The organism is Microbulbifer thermotolerans (assembly GCF_001617625.1).
Taxonomy (GTDB): domain Bacteria; phylum Pseudomonadota; class Gammaproteobacteria; order Pseudomonadales; family Cellvibrionaceae; genus Microbulbifer; species Microbulbifer thermotolerans.
On record NZ_CP014864.1, the window covers coordinates 3392859 to 3408096 of the forward strand.

Here is a 15238-nt window from a genome sequence, read left to right on the forward strand (position 1 = left end):
ATAGGGGAAAGGTAAAATTGCTGTATATTCGCCAGGGCTGCAAAACAAACGGGGTACAAATTAGTGAGCGATGACAACGCCTCCCTAAACTGGTTTCGCCACGCCGCACCTTATATCAACGACCTGCGCGGCCGTACCCTGGTGATCGGCCTTCCCGGCGATGCACTGGAACACGCAAATTTCCGCAACCTGGTGCATGACCTCACGCTGCTGGTCAGCCTGGGAGCACGTCTGGTGGTTGTCCACGGTGCGCGCGCGCAGATAAATCGGGCCCTGGCCGAGCGCGGTATCGCGAATCAATTTCACGGCAACACCCGCGTTACCGACCGCGAAACACTGGAGGTAATCAAGGCCGCGATAGGCAAACTCCGCTTCGAACTGGAAGCCGCTTTTTCCCAGGGCTTGCCGGACTCACCAATGGCGCGTTCGGCACTGAAGGTCGTGTCGGGCAATTTCATTACCGCGCGCCCTATCGGCGTGCTCGACGGTGTGGACCTGCGCTGGACCGGTACTGTACGCCGCATGGAGGTAAAAACCATTCAGCACGCTCTGGAGCAGGGCGCGTTGGTACTGCTGTCTCCGCTGGGCACGTCGCTGACCGGCGAACTGTTCAACCTCAATTATCTCGATTTAGCCTCGGAAGCCGCGCGTGCCTTGCAGGCGGAAAAACTGGTGTTGTTTCGCGAAGCACCACAACTCTCGATTGACGGCGAACGTGTCACGGAGCTCAGTATCGTGCAGGCGGAACAAATCACCTCGCGGGTGGACAGCGCAGCTTTGCGCTGCGCTATCGCCGCCTGCAATGCCGGCACGCCGCGCACACATCTGCTGAGCTACGCGCAGAACGGAGCGCTGATACAGGAGCTGTTTCGCCGCGAGGGCGCCGGCACCATGATTTACCGCGACAGCTACGAAGTGATCCGCCGCGCACGTATCACCGATGTGGGAGGCATTCTCGGCCTGATTCGCCCCTTGGAGACACAGGGCATACTGGTGCGACGCCCGCGGGAAAAGCTGGAAGCGGAAATCGACCACTTCACGTTGGTAGAAGTGGACGGCACTCCGGTCGCCTGCGCCGCTCTGTATCCGATTCACGATGAACAGGGTCAGGTTGTCGCGGCGGAACTTGCCTGTGTAGCTATACACCCGGATTTCCGCGGCAGCGGTCGCGGCGCCAAGCTATTGCGTCACCTGGAACGTCAGGCGGGTGTGCTCGGGATCAATGAACTCTTTGTACTGACCACGCAGACTGAACACTGGTTTATCGAGCAGGGCTTTAACCCGGCGACAGCAAAAGACCTGCCGGCTTCGCGCCAATCCCTGTACAACATACAGCGCAATTCGCGTGTTTTGCGAAAGCGGCTGCATCCATAACACCGGGATTTAAAAGGACTATAACCCTTTGCATCCCCAAAAATTGGGATGCAAATCTCCCCTTAGGGCATAACAGCCTCACAGCGCGCAAAATTTTCACAATTTTGGTAACCTTCGCCTTCTACGTCGTACCGTCCGGCTAGGGGCGGTGCAAAGCCACAACTGAGTGAATCTATCCGGAATTCTCTATGCCCCAATACCGCTCCCGAACTTCCACCGCCGGTCGCAATATGGCCGGCGCCCGCGCCCTGTGGCGAGCGACCGGTATGAAAGACGGCGATTTTCAAAAGCCGATCATCGCCATCGCCAACTCCTTTACCCAATTCGTACCCGGACACGTGCACTTAAAGGATATGGGCCAATTGGTGGCGGAAGAAATAGAACGTGCCGGCGGCGTGGCCAAAGAATTCAATACCATCGCGGTGGACGACGGCATCGCCATGGGGCACGACGGTATGCTCTACAGCCTGCCCAGCCGCGAGATTATCACCGACTCGGTTGAGTACATGGTCAATGCCCACTGTGCCGACGCATTAGTCTGTATTTCCAACTGCGACAAGATCACTCCCGGAATGTTGATGGCCGCGCTGCGGCTGAATATTCCCACCATATTTGTTTCTGGCGGCCCTATGGAGGCCGGCAAGACCAAGCTTGCCGAGCACAAACTGGACCTCGTCGACGCAATGGTGATCGCGGCCACCGACACCGCCTCCGAAGAGACGGTAGCCGAATATGAGCGGTCCGCCTGCCCCACCTGTGGCTCCTGCTCGGGTATGTTCACCGCCAACTCGATGAACTGTTTGACCGAAGCCCTGGGCCTGGCCCTCCCAGGCAACGGCACCCTGCTGGCGACACACGCCGACCGCAAGCAGCTATTCCTCCGCGCCGGTCGTGAGATCGTCTCCCTGGCCAAGCGCTACTACGAGAATGACGACGAAAGCGCCCTACCGCGCAACATCGCCTGTCGCGCCGCTTTCGAAAATGCCATGGCCTTGGACATCGCCATGGGGGGCTCCACCAACACCATCCTGCACCTTCTGGCCGCCGCCCAAGAGGGGGGTATCGACTTTAATCTGGCGGACATCGACCGCCTGTCCCGACATATTCCACAATTATGCAAAGTGGCGCCCAACACCCAGAAATACCATATTGAGGACGTACACCGCGCCGGTGGCGTTATGGCCATTCTCGGCGAATTGGAGGCAGAGGGACTGCTTGATACATCCCTACCCACCGTACACAGCCGTACACTGCTTGAGGCCCTGGAACAGTGGGACATACGCCGTACCGACGACCCATCGGTACACAGTTTCTACCGCGCCGGCCCGGCGGGTATCCCCACGCAGACGGCCTTCCACCAGGACACCCGCTGGCCCAGTCTGGACGATGACCGGCAGAACGGCTGTATCCGCTCGGTGCAACACGCCTACACCTCAGAGGGTGGTTTGGCGGTGCTGTTCGGTAACCTGGCCCCAAATGGCTGTGTGGTGAAAACCTCCGGCGTTGACGAGGCGCTGTGGCGGTTCGAGGGCCCAGCACATATCGTCGAAAGCCAAGAAGCTGCGGTGGAGCACATACTCGGCGGCAAAGTTGAGGCCGGCGAGGCTGTCATTGTGCGTTACGAGGGGCCCAAGGGCGGACCCGGCATGCAGGAAATGCTCTATCCCACCAGCTATTTGAAATCCAAGGGGCTGGGCAAATCTTGCGCATTGATTACCGACGGCCGTTTCTCCGGCGGCACCTCCGGACTTTCCATCGGCCACGTATCACCCGAGGCTGCCTCTGGTGGCGCTATTGGACTGGTGGAAAATGGGGACACTATCCGTATCGATATCCCGGCGCGCAGTATTGAAATACTGATCAGTGATGAAGAACTAGAGCGCAGGCGCTCCGCGATGGAAGCCAAAGGCGCGAATGCCTGGAAGCCTACCGAGGTGCGCCCGCGCAAAGTAAGCAAAGCACTGAAAGCCTATGCATTGCTGGCTACCAGCGCAGACAGGGGTGCAGTGCGTGAAATAGACTGAACGAGTCCACAAGCGCGGCCTGAGGCCGCGCCTGCACCTGTTTTAATCCCCCAGCTTGTAGCGGATACGGTTACGTACACCGTATTGCTCCACTGGCACTCCATCCCTCAGCTGCGGCTGATATTTAAATCTCGCCGCAGCTGCGATCGCTGAGCGGTTAAAAACATTCGTCGGATTGCCGGCGCTGTCATAGCCCGCTACTACACGTACATCCTTTACGCTACCCGTCTTGGTGATTGTAAATTCCACCACAACATAGCCCTCTATGCCTTTACGCAACGCGGCGCTGGGATAGCGGGGCGAGGGTTTGAATACCGGTACCGGATCCCTGGAAACTACTATCTGATTAGCCTCATTACTGACAGTAGGCGGCGCCATTACGGTGGGGATTTTCGGTATGGTCGGGTCCACTGCTGGCGGATCAAAGGTAGGCTGCGAGGGCACCGGCTGTGGCGGTTGAGGCGGCTCCTCCCTGATCGTTGTCACTTTCATTTCCGGCATATGAACCGACTTTATTGGTGAATATTCTTCAGCAGGCGGCTCCGAAAAATCTGTGGCAATCAACCGACTCATCGCCACGACTAGCAGCGTGGTGGCTACAGCTGCCATTGCGAAACTTCGCCCGTAGTGGGCCAGTTGGTGGGAAACAAGCGGGAGATTGGAAATTAGCAGATAAGCTCTACCCATAACACCTCTCCTTTTATTATTTGGGTGTTAAATCGGTAAACATCACCAGTGTTGGAAGGAGCTGATCAGCTACTGTTATTTAATAGCCGATTTACATGCATTTGTAAATAATTCGCAATTAACTGTGCATTTTTCAACCGCTTGTAAAACAAACACCACAAAAAAAGGCCGCGCATCACTGCGCGGCCTTTTCAATGGGAAGAGTGTATGGCAATCAGATCGCCAGTTGCTCCTCGCGTTTCTTCTCGCTCTCAACAAAGGCAATCCACTGCTCGGCAAATTTTTTGGAGCGATCGTATTTTTTCGCTTCCTTCAAATGCTTCAATGCAGTGTCATACTTTTTAAGGTTGGCATTGGCCATACCCAGAACGATGTACAGCTGGTCCGGGCGCTTGATGCCCCCTTTCTTGAGCGCTTTGGCACCCATTTCAACGGCTTTCTGATTCTTGTCCAGATCCAGATAGATACCGGCCAGACGCGAATAAATGTCACCCTTGTCGGACAGCTGAGCCGCGGCCTCCAGCTCGGGGATAGATTTTTGCAACTCCTGCGCCATCTGGTAAGCCTGTGCAAGGGTTTCCAGATTCTTCGAAGTGCGCTTGATCTTTTTCTCCGCGAGCCCTTTTTTGATGACCTTGGCCCCTTTGTAGGGCATCTCGTTCCCCATAAAGAGATAGGCCATATTCAATAGCTCTTTCTCTTTCTGCAGAGCGCCAGCGATATAGGCCGCCTCCATCATATGCAGCTGATCCTTATCCCGCTTCAGCTCTCCGTACATACCTGCAAGCTGCTTGTAGTACTCGGCTTTCGGATAGTGCTTGACCAGTTTCTCGAGAATCGAGGTTACTTTCTTGTAATCATTCTTCTCGTAGTAGAGAAAACGCTGTAGGCCAAACCAGTTCTCTTTCGGCACTTTGCCCTCTTTTTCGTACATCGACACGGCAGTGTTGATATCCGAAAGCGCCTTGCCGTTATCACCTTTCTGGTAATAGGCCTGAGCACGCAGAGCGTAGGAATCCGCGGTAATCTGGTCTTTCTCCGCCGCAGCAAACCACTTGTTCAGGTAATTCAGGGCTTGGTCATAGTTCTCGGTGACAAAGTACAACTGAGCAATGGTCAGCAGGGTACCCACTTCCAGTGCCACCGGCAGGTTTTCAGCCCCCTGCGCCAACACTTTTTTGTAGTAAGTGATAGCTTCCTTGTAGCGCTCCATGCTGTAGTAAACGAAACCGTAGAAGTAGTACATCTGCGCGGTTTCGTACCCATTGTACTTGGCTTTGCCGGCTTCCATCTCCCGCAGTGCTGCCAACGCTTCGTTCCAATTTTCAGCGTCAGCTGCCTCCTGCACCTTGCCCAGCTTCTTAAACACATTCTCGCGCATCGCGGGCACTTTGCGTGTCTTCTGCTGGGCCTGAGCCTGAGCAAAAGAGACTTTCATACCCGCGCTTTCCAGCACGGTGACACTCACCGCCGGAGCCAGTACGAGGGGCAGCGCTACCGACGTGTGCAGGGCGAGCCTAGTGAAAGCTCTCGTCACTGTCGTCAACTTCATATGCTTCCCCTTTAGTTCTTGGCCAGGTTAAAGCTGATCTTGGTTTGTACACCAGGGACTTCGACCGGCTCTCCATCGACTACCCGCGGCTTATATTTGTACTTCAGCGCGGATTTGATCGCAGCCCGATTGAAGATGGTAGTGGGATTGCCGTCTACGGTATAAGCCTCCACCACATGCGGATCGCGCACGGAACCATTTTTGGTCACCGTATATTCCACAATCACCCAGCCTTCAATGCCCCGCTGCAACGCCCGGCGCGGATACTGCGGCTGCACCTTCACGATCGGCAGGTAATCCCCCTCACTGAATGCGCCGCCGAGACCACCGATCTTTAAGTCAGCCTGCGCACGCGGTGCAGACATGCTGATGGAGTCATCCAGGTCGGGCTGATCAAACTCAGGCTCCGGCATTTCCGGCGGCGGCGTTTCCGGCTCGTCGGGCTTGTCCGGCTTGCTGGTATCGTACTGGGTTTCGATCTTCTGCTCAGGCATCACCACATCGGCAACCTTGATCTGTTGCTCCTCTTTGGGAGCACCGAGGTTTGCCTCGATCAGCGCGTGCATGGTGAAGATCAGGGCAAAGGTGGTGGCAACCGCCAGTACACCCGCCCCTAATAGTCTTACCGGATTCATAGCTGTTAACTCTTTTCTGTCGCGACCGAAACTTTCTCGATACCGATTTTCCTGGCGGCGTCTGCAATCAGGGCTATCTTCTCGATACTCGCTTTTTTATCGGGCTGAATTACCAACCACCCTTTCGGGTTTTCCGCATAGAGGCGCTCCAGAGTAAGTTTCACTTGGCGCTCGTCTACTTTTTCCTTGGCAATCCAGATTTCGTCGTTATCTTTGATCGCTACCAAAATCGAGGTGGCTTTGAGTTCAGCCTGTGTCGCTTCCGGCTTCAACACATCGACACCCGGCTCCTTGATAAAGGTAGCGGTGACGATAAAGAAGATCAGCATGATGAACACCACGTCCAGCATGGGAGTGAGGTCAATCGCGCCTGCTTCTTCTTCTGCCGTATTTTGATTTCTGCTCATAGCAACTCTCTTAGCAAACTTTCTCGGCGGGGCTCTCCACAATAAGAGATGCCCCGGCGAAAGTTTCTGGCTTGGCTAAACCTTCACGGCAAATAAAGCCGGGCTGTATCTGCCGCCTGTGGCGCCTTAGTGATCCATCGTCAGATGATCTTCCAGAAGCTGGGTTTCGCGCTCCGCCTTGCGGGTGATGTAGGTGTTGGCAAATACGCCTGACAGTGCCGCAACCATCCCCGCCATTGTCGGGATAGTTGCCATGGAAACACCACTGGCCATCTGCTTGGCATCACCGCCACCGGTGATCGCGAGAACCTCAAACACATTGATCATGCCCCAAACGGTGCCCAGCAGCCCAAACAGAGGGGCCAGAGCCACACAGGTCTGGATCATGTCCATGTTGTCTTGAATTTTCTCGGATACCCGGGATATCAGCGCTTCACGAATGCGATGGGCATTCCAGGACTTGCGCTCAGCGCGCTCTTCCCACTGCTCCACCGCTCCCTTTACGTCTTCCTTCAACGATTTGTGGAAGTAGAAGACGCGCTCAAAAATCAGCGTCCACATAAAGAAGGTCAGGCCGGCGATCAGAAACAGTACTGGCCCGCCCGACGCCATAAAGGCGTTGACGGCGGCCCATGCGTCAGACAATGCGTGCATGTTGCCGCCTCCTCTTAGTTACGCTCGGCGTTTTCCGCCACGATGCCTGCACTCTGCTCTTCAAGGATGTGCAGGATGCGCTTGGCCCGGCCGTTTACGATGGTGTGCATCAGAACTGTCGGGATAGCAACACACAGACCCAGCACGGTGGTTACCAGCGCAGAGGAGATACCGCCGGCCATAGCTTTCGGATCGCCAGCGCCGAAGATGGTGATCGCCTGGAAGGTGATGATCATACCGGTTACGGTACCCAGCAGACCCAGCAGCGGCGCCACCATGGCGATGATCTTCAACAGGTTCAGACCGGACTCGATGGCCGGGCGCTCTTTCAGCACCGCCTCTTCCATCTTCAGTTCCAGAGTTTCGCCGTCCACGCCCTTGTTCTCTTCCGCTACGGCCAGTACACGACCCAAGGGGTTGTTGGTATTGGCGGAGGAAGAACGCAGCTGTGCATTAACCCGGGCACTGACACCGGACAGTACGATCAGGCGCCAGATCGCCAGCAGCATCGCAACCGCACCGACGCCGGTGATGATGTAGCCAACAATGCCGCCCTGATGCCAACGTTCAACCAGGCTCGGGCTGTTGATCATGGCTTTCAGGTAGGAACCGCCAGTAGGACCGGTCGGGTCAACGCCAAAAGCGGTAAAGCCAGCGGAAGCGTTTTGCAGGTTCTGAGCCATGCTCAGGTACTTGCCATCGGGCTGGCGCACCAGCTCGGCCAGCTTGTAGCCTTCCAGCATTTCCAGATATTTACCGTTGGAGACCAGGTTGAAGTTACCAACACGTACAACTTCCTGTTCAACCTGCTCACCGTCGGGCTTGATAACGGTGGCTGTAAACTTGACCACTTTGCCGGACTCAACAGTCTCACGCTGCAGCTCGTACCACAGGCGCTCGATTTCCTCGATAGTCGGCAGCTTGGTAGCGGAGTTCATTTTGTCGATCAGCGTATCGATGAACTCGGTGCGGCCGGGGTATTGAGCGGATACGATGGAGTTGTCGAGGTTGGCGCGCAGGTCGCCGGCGGTGGAGGTCAGGTGGCCGAAAAGTTCTTTCAGAGAACCGAGGCGTTCGTCCAGCTGCTGACGCTTCTGCTGAACCATCACTTCCTGCTCCTGGTACTTCTGTTCCAAGCGCTCGGAACGGGCCTCTTCGGCAGCTCGGGTGTTCTTGGCTTTCGTCAACAGGGCCTGTTGATTGGCTTTCTGGCGACGGAATTCGGCTTCACGCTGCTTGTGTTCTTTGGATTCGGCAATTTTTGATTGCTGAACCATCTTCAACAGCTGATCCAGGGAAGTGGCTTTATCCTGGGCAACGGCGGAGAAACTGATCAGGCCAGCCGCTGCTGCTACTATTACGCGTTTGGCGATAGAGGTTTTCATTGCGCTGCCTCCGGAGCCGGGATCGGCATGGTCATAATATCGATAGTGGCCTGTTTCTTGGCGATCTTCAGGCCGTTCATGACTGCACGGCGGTATTCGCCGGAGTCGATCTCAACCCAGGCCTTCTGGTCTTTGTCGTAGGCCAGAGAGATTTTGGAATCGGTAGTCTGAGCCAACAGGGCGATGCGGCCGATCTGCAGCACTTTTACTTCGCGATCTTGGCCAGCCACATTCAAGGTATCGCTATAGCTGTCGATCTTGCGCGCGTATTCGGCTTCGAAGTTGTACAGCTCCAGAACCTGGCGGAATTTCTCCGCGACAGTGATATCCGAGCGGTCCATGTTGTTCTTGACACCTTCAAGGTTGGCGAGGCGCTCATCCAGCTTGAAGGGCATATCCAACTCGATGAACTGCTCCAGACCTTCCAGCATACGCAGAATCAGCGGCTGGATCTGGCGCTCGATCACGGTAACGTTTTCAATGGATTCGTCCAGCTCTTTAATGACTTCCAGCTGGTTGGCCAGCTGCTTCTCAAGCTGGCGGTTGTAGACTCGCAGACCGTCGATTTCCTTGTTGACCACCTTGAAATCCTGCAGCAGGCTGCTGGTCTCTTCGGCAATCTTGTCGATGCGCTTTTGTGAGGCCTGGGCCGCTGCGGTCTTCTGTTGACCGACGGCGAGCACATTATCGAGAGTATCCGCATTGGCTACGCTGCCGTAGAGCGCGCCGGCAGAGAGCGCAGTGGTCAGCGCCACAGCCATGAATCGCTTGGTTTTCATTAGACCCCCCAGTGGGTTCAATATTTCACAACATGGTCGCGATGAGTTAGCTGCCACAACGCGGTGTCCTTTTGTTTTAAAAACAGTAGTGTCAAGACAGCTAAGAGCCGCACATTGTAAACAGCAGAATTGATTATTCAAATGCCGATTGACAGTATTGCCCCATGTGTGTAGCAAGGTAACAACCGGGTAACAAACCCGGGAGATATGCACACACTTGTGGCAATCTGACCTGTGCGGATAGTAACAAAAGCTACCAGAATGATAGCTTTTTGATCAATATGATTTTATTTTAACCTGTCGTACTGAACTAAGCAGTAGCTATATTCGTCCCTGTCAGACGCGGGGTAACACTCGCGACTGATCTCCTTCCAGCAGTCACCCAGCGCTGGAAAAAAAGCATCCCCTTCCACCTCTGCGTCCACATGAGTGATGTAGAGGCGCACGGCCCGGGGCATGGCCTGCCGGTAAATTTGCCCGCCGCCGATCACCATAATCTCCGCGGCGCCCGACTCCAAAGCCGACCGGCGGGCCAACTCGAGCCCCTGCTCCACGGATGGAGCACATTTTACTCCTGCAGCGGACCATTCCGGATTGCTGCTGATCACAATATTTTCGCGGCCCGGTAGCGGCCGGCCGATAGACTCAAACGTCTTGCGCCCCATCACCACCGGTTTGCCGAGTGTGGCGCGCTTGAAGAACTGCAAATCACCGGACAAACGCCAGGGCAACTGGTTTGCACGGCCTATGGCACCATTGCGCGCCACTGCGGCGATTAAGGCTACGGGGATATCTCTCATCGCCGGGAACCTATACCGCCACCGGCGCCGGGATATGCGGATGCGCCCGGTAGCCGCGCAACTCAAAATCCTCGTAACAAAAGGCGAAAAGATCGCTCACCTCGGGATTCAGGTGCATCTGCGGCAGCGGTAACGGCTCGCGAGCAAGCTGCTCTTCCACTTGTTCCAGGTGATTCAAGTACAGGTGGGCATCGCCGAAGGTATGGATGAATTCACCCGGCTTCAGGCCACACACCTGCGCAATCATCAGTGTCAGCAAGCTGTAGGAAGCGATATTGAACGGCACACCGAGAAAGATATCGGCACTGCGCTGGTACAGCTGGCAAGACAGGCGGCCGTCGGCCACATAAAACTGGAAGAACGCGTGGCAGGGGGCCAGCGCCATGCGCCCCTCAGCGACATTCGCCTTCGGCGGCACGCCCTCGTCCGGAAGGTCGGCGGGGTTCCAGGCACTGACGATCAAGCGACGGGAATCCGGACGGGCTTTCAACTGCTCGAGCAACTGAGCCATCTGATCAATATAACGGCCATCCGGGGCCGGCCAGCTACGCCACTGACGGCCATAAACAGGCCCCAGATCACCGTTATCCGCAGCCCATTCATCCCAGATGCGCACACCGTGTTCTTTCAAATAAGAGATATTGGTATCGCCGCGCAAAAACCACAGCAACTCGTGAATAATCGAGCGCAGGTGGCATTTCTTGGTGGTGACCAGCGGAAAACCCGCGGACAAATCAAAGCGCATCTGATAGCCGAACACACTCAGAGTGCCAGTTCCAGTGCGATCGCTCTTGCGGGTGCCCTTTTCACGCACATGGCGCATCAAATCCAGATACTGCTTCATCGATCAGGCCCCCTCTTTCGCCTGGGCAACGTTTTTCTTATCGCTGCGCGACTCCGGCAGCGGCTGGGTGCGGTAGCTCCACACCAACAGCGCTATACCGATCGCAATCATCGGCAGGCACAATTCCTGGCCGCGAGTCATCCAGCCGAACCACTCGTAGCCGATATGGGCGTCCGGTTCGCGCACGAACTCCACGAGGAAGCGGAAGATGCCGTACAGGGTCAGGAAGAGACCGCCAACCGCCAAACGCGGGCGCGGCTTACTGGAAAACCACCAAAGTATTGCGAACAGGACCGCGCCCTCGAGGAGCGCTTGATAAAGCTGTGACGGATGGCGTACCAACAGTTCGGGATCCCGCGGAAACACCATTCCCCAGGGCACATCGGTGGGTCGCCCCCAGAGTTCCTGACCGATAAAATTTCCGATACGGCCGAGCCCCAGGCCAATGGGCACCAGCGGCGCCACAAAGTCGATCAAGGCTGGGAAAGTTGTACCAATTTTGCGGGCATACAGGGTCGCGGCCACAATCACCCCCAAGAGGCCGCCGTGAAAACTCATGCCCCCCTCCCACACTTTAAACAGGGACAGGGGATGCTCTACCAGCTCCCCCAAGTTATAGAAAACCATATACCCGAGTCGCCCTCCGGCGACCACGCCAATGGCACAGTAGAGAATCAAATCCTCCACCTCCGACTTAATCACTGGCGACCAGGGTTTGGCGGAGCGCTTCAATGCCAGCAACCAAGCGGCGATAAAGCCGACCAGGTACATCAGTCCGTACCAGTGCACCTTGAGCGGGCCAATCGCAATGGCCACCGGATCAATTTCGGGATATGGAATCATCGATGTTCACAACCTTTCGAAACGGACGACATTATGAAGGAAGGATGAGGAATGATGAATCACGATTTTATCTTCACCAGTAGTCGGCCTTTATGACCATCCGGCACACACCCAGTGGCCTGCAGCCGAAATTCATCCCCGGTCTGAGCAAATCGGCTATGCTGCCGGTTCGTCCCACTTTCACGCCACCACTATGTGTCTGCTGCTATTCGCCTATCGCTGCCACCCCCGATACCCACTGCTGCTTCTCGCCAATCGCGACGAGTTCTACGACAGGCCCGCGGCACCGGCAGCGCCCTGGCAGGGAGAAGGCGTGGTGGCCGGGCGCGATCTACAAGCGGGCGGCACCTGGGCCGGCATCGCCCGCGGGCGCGTAGCGGCAGTGACCAATATCAGAGAACCCCGACGCGCAGAGCCGGAAGCGGTTCTGTCCCGCGGCGATATACCGAGAGACTTCCTGCACAGTCATGCCACTCCCAGTGAATTTGCCGCCGGCCTGGCAAATCGGACTTACCGCGGTTTCAACGCCCTGTTGTTCCAGTTCGGTGCCGGGGCGGAGCTGGTCTGCGCCGGAAACCGGCACAAACCCTTTAATTTTTCCCGGGGAGTCCACGGTATTTCCAACGGTACACCGGATGCCCCCTGGCCCAAAGTTGAGAAAGGGCGGGCTGAACTGCGAGAACTCCTGGGCGGCATCAGTGCCGAGATTACCGACGACAACTTCGTACGCCCGGCCCTGACCCTGCTGCGCGACAGATCCCAGGCACGTCTGGAGACACTGCCCGACACAGGTGTTGGTCCGGAGCTGGAAATGGCCCTATCGCCAATCTTCGTTCAAATCAAAGCGCGCAACAGTGGCTCCGTCGCGGGCGGCACTGGCGATTACGGGACCCGCGCCAGTACATTGGTCGCCGTCGACGACAGCGGCGCCACCCAGTTGTGGGAGCAGAATTACGACAACGGCGAACCCTGCGGACCAGTCCGTCATTTTCGGCTCAGCAGCCAAGATTGTCATTAACGCGAAATGAAGCCCACGCCAAGCAAATCCCGGATTTGTTGCCATACTTAGTTGCACAGGCCAGGTTTGGTTGAGTTACGCGCAAAGTGACCCGGACCACGGCCTATATAAAGGAAGGTCGCGCGGGATGCATGACAAAGGTGGGCTGTCGATACATCGACGAACAACGGGATTGGTCCACCGCAGGTTGGGAAGGTATTAACGATCTGGCATCCGGCTCGCTGACAGCAAACCGGACCCCGCAGTATTGCTGAGGTACCATGTCGTATTTCACCCCCAAACGCCGCACACGTAAATCGCTTCTGCCGTTGCTGACTCTGGGCAGCCTGTGCGTCTTTGCCCTCTACTACGCATTTGCCGCCAATCAACAGACAGAACCGGTGCTACCGGACAATGCTGTGCGCCCGCACCTGGTGCTCTGGCTGGAGGAAAATCCCGACGCCTGGCCGGCACAGGACCCCATTTTTAATCCGGCTGCGGTGCGCCGCATCTACCGGCGCACCGACTACCGGCTGCTGTGGTTCGACAACTACAACCTCAGCGATACGGCCAACGATCTGTTAAAGCAGCTCACCGCAGCCAGCTCCGGCAACCCCAGCAGCATGGTGGACTACCGCTACCACCTGGGCTACTTCGACCGCACTCTCCGCGACACACCCCAACGCCTGCAGATGGCGGCGGTATTGGACGTATTGCTGACCGATGCGTTCGTCTCCTACGCGCGGGATACTCAGCTAGACAAGCTCACACCGAAAAGCCGCCCACCGAAAGGCGTCACCCCCGTCTATCACCAGGCGGGCGGATTTCAATTAGCGCAGCTCAACACATCACGCCAGAACAATGCCACCGACAGCGGCTATCGCACCGTCAGCGACGTGAGCACCCCCGGCAACTACGCGCGCGACCGCAGCCGTGAACGCTACTACTACAATCGCGGGCGCGGCATAACCCGCTTCCGTCACTATTCCACCTGGGGCAGCCGCAGTTACAGTACCCGCAACTACAGTGCCAGTGCCCGCAACTACCCCTATCAAGAATCCCGGCAAGAGGCTGGTAATCTGGCGACCTCCGAGCCATTGTCTGGAAACAGTGAAGGTCCCTACATAGAGGAAAACACCCCCTACGGTGGGGATGTGGCCGCCCTGCGCAACGAGCTGGCGCGACTCCGCGGCCTTTCCGCCAGTGGCCGCTGGCGCCCCCTGCCTCCCGGACCAGCTATGACTCTTGGCGCGCGCCACCCTCATGTGGCCCTGCTGCGCAATATGCTCGCACTCTACGGCGACTATTACAGCTACGGCGGCGAGCCCAACAGCGACAGATTTGACCAGCGACTGCACGAAGCGGTACTGCGCTTTCAGGAACGCCACGGTCTCAAACCCGATGGCATTGTCGGGCGAGAAACCCGAAAACGCCTGAATCTGTCGCCGGCCGCACGCGCACAAATTGTGGAAATCAATATCCGCCGCCGCGAACAGCTGCCTGCACACCTTGGCAACCGCTTCGTTCAGGTCAATGTTCCGGAATACAAGTTGCACTATGTGGAAGACGATCGCATCAGGCTGTCGATGAATGTGGTGGTGGGCAAAAAGAAACACGCGACCCCGGAGATGACCACCCGGGTCAGCAAAGTGATCTTCAACCCCACCTGGACAGTGCCGCGCAGCATTCTGGTCAACGAGATACTCCCCAAGGCCCGCGCCAACCCCACGGGCATGGAAAACATGGGTTACCGGGTAGTCAGCGGCAGCGGTGAATATCTGCCGCTGACACCGAAAAACCTATCCGCGGCCGGCGCAGGCTCCTACCTGTTGCGCCAGAAGGGGGGCGAGGACAATATCCTCGGGCGGGTGAAGTTCGAAATCCCCAACCGGCACGATATTTATCTGCACGACACCCGGGCCCGCAGCCTCTTCGCCAAAACCGACCGCGATTACAGCCACGGCTGCATACGCCTGGAAAAACCCCGCCACCTGGCCGAAGCCCTGCTGCGGCCAGAAGGGAACTGGGACCAGTGGCGCATCGACCAGCTCACCACCGGTGACGAAACCACCGAGGTCGAACTGAAGCAGCGGGTGCCCGTATATATCACCTACTGGACCGCATGGGTGGATGGCCGGGGCCATCTCAACTTCCGCGACGACATCTACGGCAAAGACGGCCTCTCCGCAAATCAGTGGTGAGATCGGCGGCCGGTGACTCCGAGCACCGGCCGCTAACCACCCGCCACCGATATTCC

Annotated in this window: 14 protein-coding genes; 4 read left to right on the top strand and 10 right to left on the bottom strand. The window is 56.9% G+C overall.

Annotation, left to right across the window (positions count from 1 at the left end; genetic code table 11):
* Positions 1-63 precede the first annotated feature (63 nt).
* Positions 64-1374, top strand: coding sequence for an amino-acid N-acetyltransferase (gene argA / locus A3224_RS13980; RefSeq protein ID WP_067155896.1), 1311 nt, complete (start codon positions 64-66; stop codon positions 1372-1374).
* 188 nt (positions 1375-1562) lie between these two features.
* A complete protein-coding gene (gene ilvD, locus A3224_RS13985; RefSeq protein ID WP_067155899.1) occupies positions 1563-3398 on the top strand; it encodes a dihydroxy-acid dehydratase in 1836 nt (611 codons plus the stop codon).
* A gap of 42 nt (positions 3399-3440) precedes the next feature.
* On the opposite strand, the gene A3224_RS13990 is transcribed toward ilvD, so the two are convergent.
* The 10 genes from A3224_RS13990 to lgt form a co-directional block, all read right to left on the bottom strand.
* Positions 3441-3884 (bottom strand): energy transducer TonB, encoded by a 444-nt coding sequence (locus A3224_RS13990; protein WP_175487812.1) that lies wholly within the window; start codon positions 3882-3884, stop codon positions 3441-3443.
* Between the two features lie 415 nt (positions 3885-4299).
* Positions 4300-5637 carry a tetratricopeptide repeat protein gene (locus tag A3224_RS13995; protein WP_067155905.1) on the bottom strand — a complete coding sequence of 446 codons (1338 nt, stop codon included), beginning with the start codon at positions 5635-5637 and terminating at the stop codon, positions 4300-4302.
* 11 nt (positions 5638-5648) lie between these two features.
* On the bottom strand, positions 5649-6272 hold the full coding sequence (locus tag A3224_RS14000; RefSeq protein ID WP_067155908.1) for an energy transducer TonB: 624 nt from the start codon (positions 6270-6272) through the stop codon (positions 5649-5651).
* A 5-nt stretch (positions 6273-6277) separates the two neighbouring features.
* Entirely contained in the window at positions 6278-6679 is a 402-nt protein-coding gene (locus A3224_RS14005) for an ExbD/TolR family protein (protein WP_067155911.1), read from the bottom strand.
* Between the two features lie 126 nt (positions 6680-6805).
* Positions 6806-7333, bottom strand: coding sequence for a MotA/TolQ/ExbB proton channel family protein (locus A3224_RS14010; protein WP_067155914.1), 528 nt, complete (start codon positions 7331-7333; stop codon positions 6806-6808).
* A 14-nt stretch (positions 7334-7347) separates the two neighbouring features.
* Positions 7348-8718 (bottom strand): MotA/TolQ/ExbB proton channel family protein, encoded by a 1371-nt coding sequence (locus A3224_RS14015; protein ID WP_067155915.1) that lies wholly within the window; start codon positions 8716-8718, stop codon positions 7348-7350.
* Positions 8715-9497, bottom strand: coding sequence for a DUF3450 domain-containing protein (locus A3224_RS14020; protein ID WP_067155917.1), 783 nt, complete (start codon positions 9495-9497; stop codon positions 8715-8717). The genes A3224_RS14015 and A3224_RS14020 overlap by 4 nt, the downstream gene beginning before the upstream one ends.
* 287 nt (positions 9498-9784) lie before the next feature.
* The gene (locus A3224_RS14025) at positions 9785-10297 is read right to left on the bottom strand and encodes a dihydrofolate reductase (protein ID WP_067155920.1); all 513 of its coding nucleotides are present in this window, start codon (positions 10295-10297) and stop codon (positions 9785-9787) included.
* Between the two features lie 10 nt (positions 10298-10307).
* Positions 10308-11141: a thymidylate synthase gene (locus A3224_RS14030; RefSeq protein WP_067155922.1), complete on the bottom strand. Its 834-nt coding sequence runs from the start codon at positions 11139-11141 to the stop codon at positions 10308-10310.
* A gap of 3 nt (positions 11142-11144) precedes the next feature.
* Positions 11145-11984 (bottom strand): prolipoprotein diacylglyceryl transferase, encoded by an 840-nt coding sequence (gene lgt, locus A3224_RS14035; RefSeq protein WP_067155923.1) that lies wholly within the window; start codon positions 11982-11984, stop codon positions 11145-11147.
* A 193-nt stretch (positions 11985-12177) separates the two neighbouring features.
* Here lgt and A3224_RS14040 point away from each other — a divergent pair, with 193 nt between their 5' ends.
* Positions 12178-13002 carry an NRDE family protein gene (locus A3224_RS14040; RefSeq protein WP_067155924.1) on the top strand — a complete coding sequence of 275 codons (825 nt, stop codon included), beginning with the start codon at positions 12178-12180 and terminating at the stop codon, positions 13000-13002.
* A gap of 260 nt (positions 13003-13262) precedes the next feature.
* The gene (locus A3224_RS14045; RefSeq protein ID WP_067155926.1) at positions 13263-15182 is read left to right on the top strand and encodes a L,D-transpeptidase family protein; all 1920 of its coding nucleotides are present in this window, start codon (positions 13263-13265) and stop codon (positions 15180-15182) included.
* Positions 15183-15238 lie beyond the last annotated feature (56 nt).

Excerpts from the sequence above, each read along its gene's own strand:
- A3224_RS14040 (WP_067155924.1), top strand. The coding sequence starts at position 12,178 with ATGTGTCTGCTGCTATTCGCCTATCGCTGCCACCCCCGATACCCACTG.
- A3224_RS13995 (WP_067155905.1), bottom strand. The coding sequence starts at position 5,637 with ATGAAGTTGACGACAGTGACGAGAGCTTTCACTAGGCTCGCCCTGCAC.
- A3224_RS14000 (WP_067155908.1), bottom strand. The coding sequence starts at position 6,272 with ATGAATCCGGTAAGACTATTAGGGGCGGGTGTACTGGCGGTTGCCACC.
- ilvD (WP_067155899.1), top strand. The coding sequence starts at position 1,563 with ATGCCCCAATACCGCTCCCGAACTTCCACCGCCGGTCGCAATATGGCC.
- A3224_RS14005 (WP_067155911.1), bottom strand. The coding sequence starts at position 6,679 with ATGAGCAGAAATCAAAATACGGCAGAAGAAGAAGCAGGCGCGATTGAC.
- A3224_RS14020 (WP_067155917.1), bottom strand. The coding sequence starts at position 9,497 with ATGAAAACCAAGCGATTCATGGCTGTGGCGCTGACCACTGCGCTCTCT.
- A3224_RS14010 (WP_067155914.1), bottom strand. The coding sequence starts at position 7,333 with ATGCACGCATTGTCTGACGCATGGGCCGCCGTCAACGCCTTTATGGCG.
- lgt (WP_067155923.1), bottom strand. The coding sequence starts at position 11,984 with ATGATTCCATATCCCGAAATTGATCCGGTGGCCATTGCGATTGGCCCG.
- A3224_RS14030 (WP_067155922.1), bottom strand. The coding sequence starts at position 11,141 with ATGAAGCAGTATCTGGATTTGATGCGCCATGTGCGTGAAAAGGGCACC.
- A3224_RS14015 (WP_067155915.1), bottom strand. The coding sequence starts at position 8,718 with ATGAAAACCTCTATCGCCAAACGCGTAATAGTAGCAGCAGCGGCTGGC.
- A3224_RS14045 (WP_067155926.1), top strand. The coding sequence starts at position 13,263 with ATGTCGTATTTCACCCCCAAACGCCGCACACGTAAATCGCTTCTGCCG.
- A3224_RS14025 (WP_067155920.1), bottom strand. The coding sequence starts at position 10,297 with ATGAGAGATATCCCCGTAGCCTTAATCGCCGCAGTGGCGCGCAATGGT.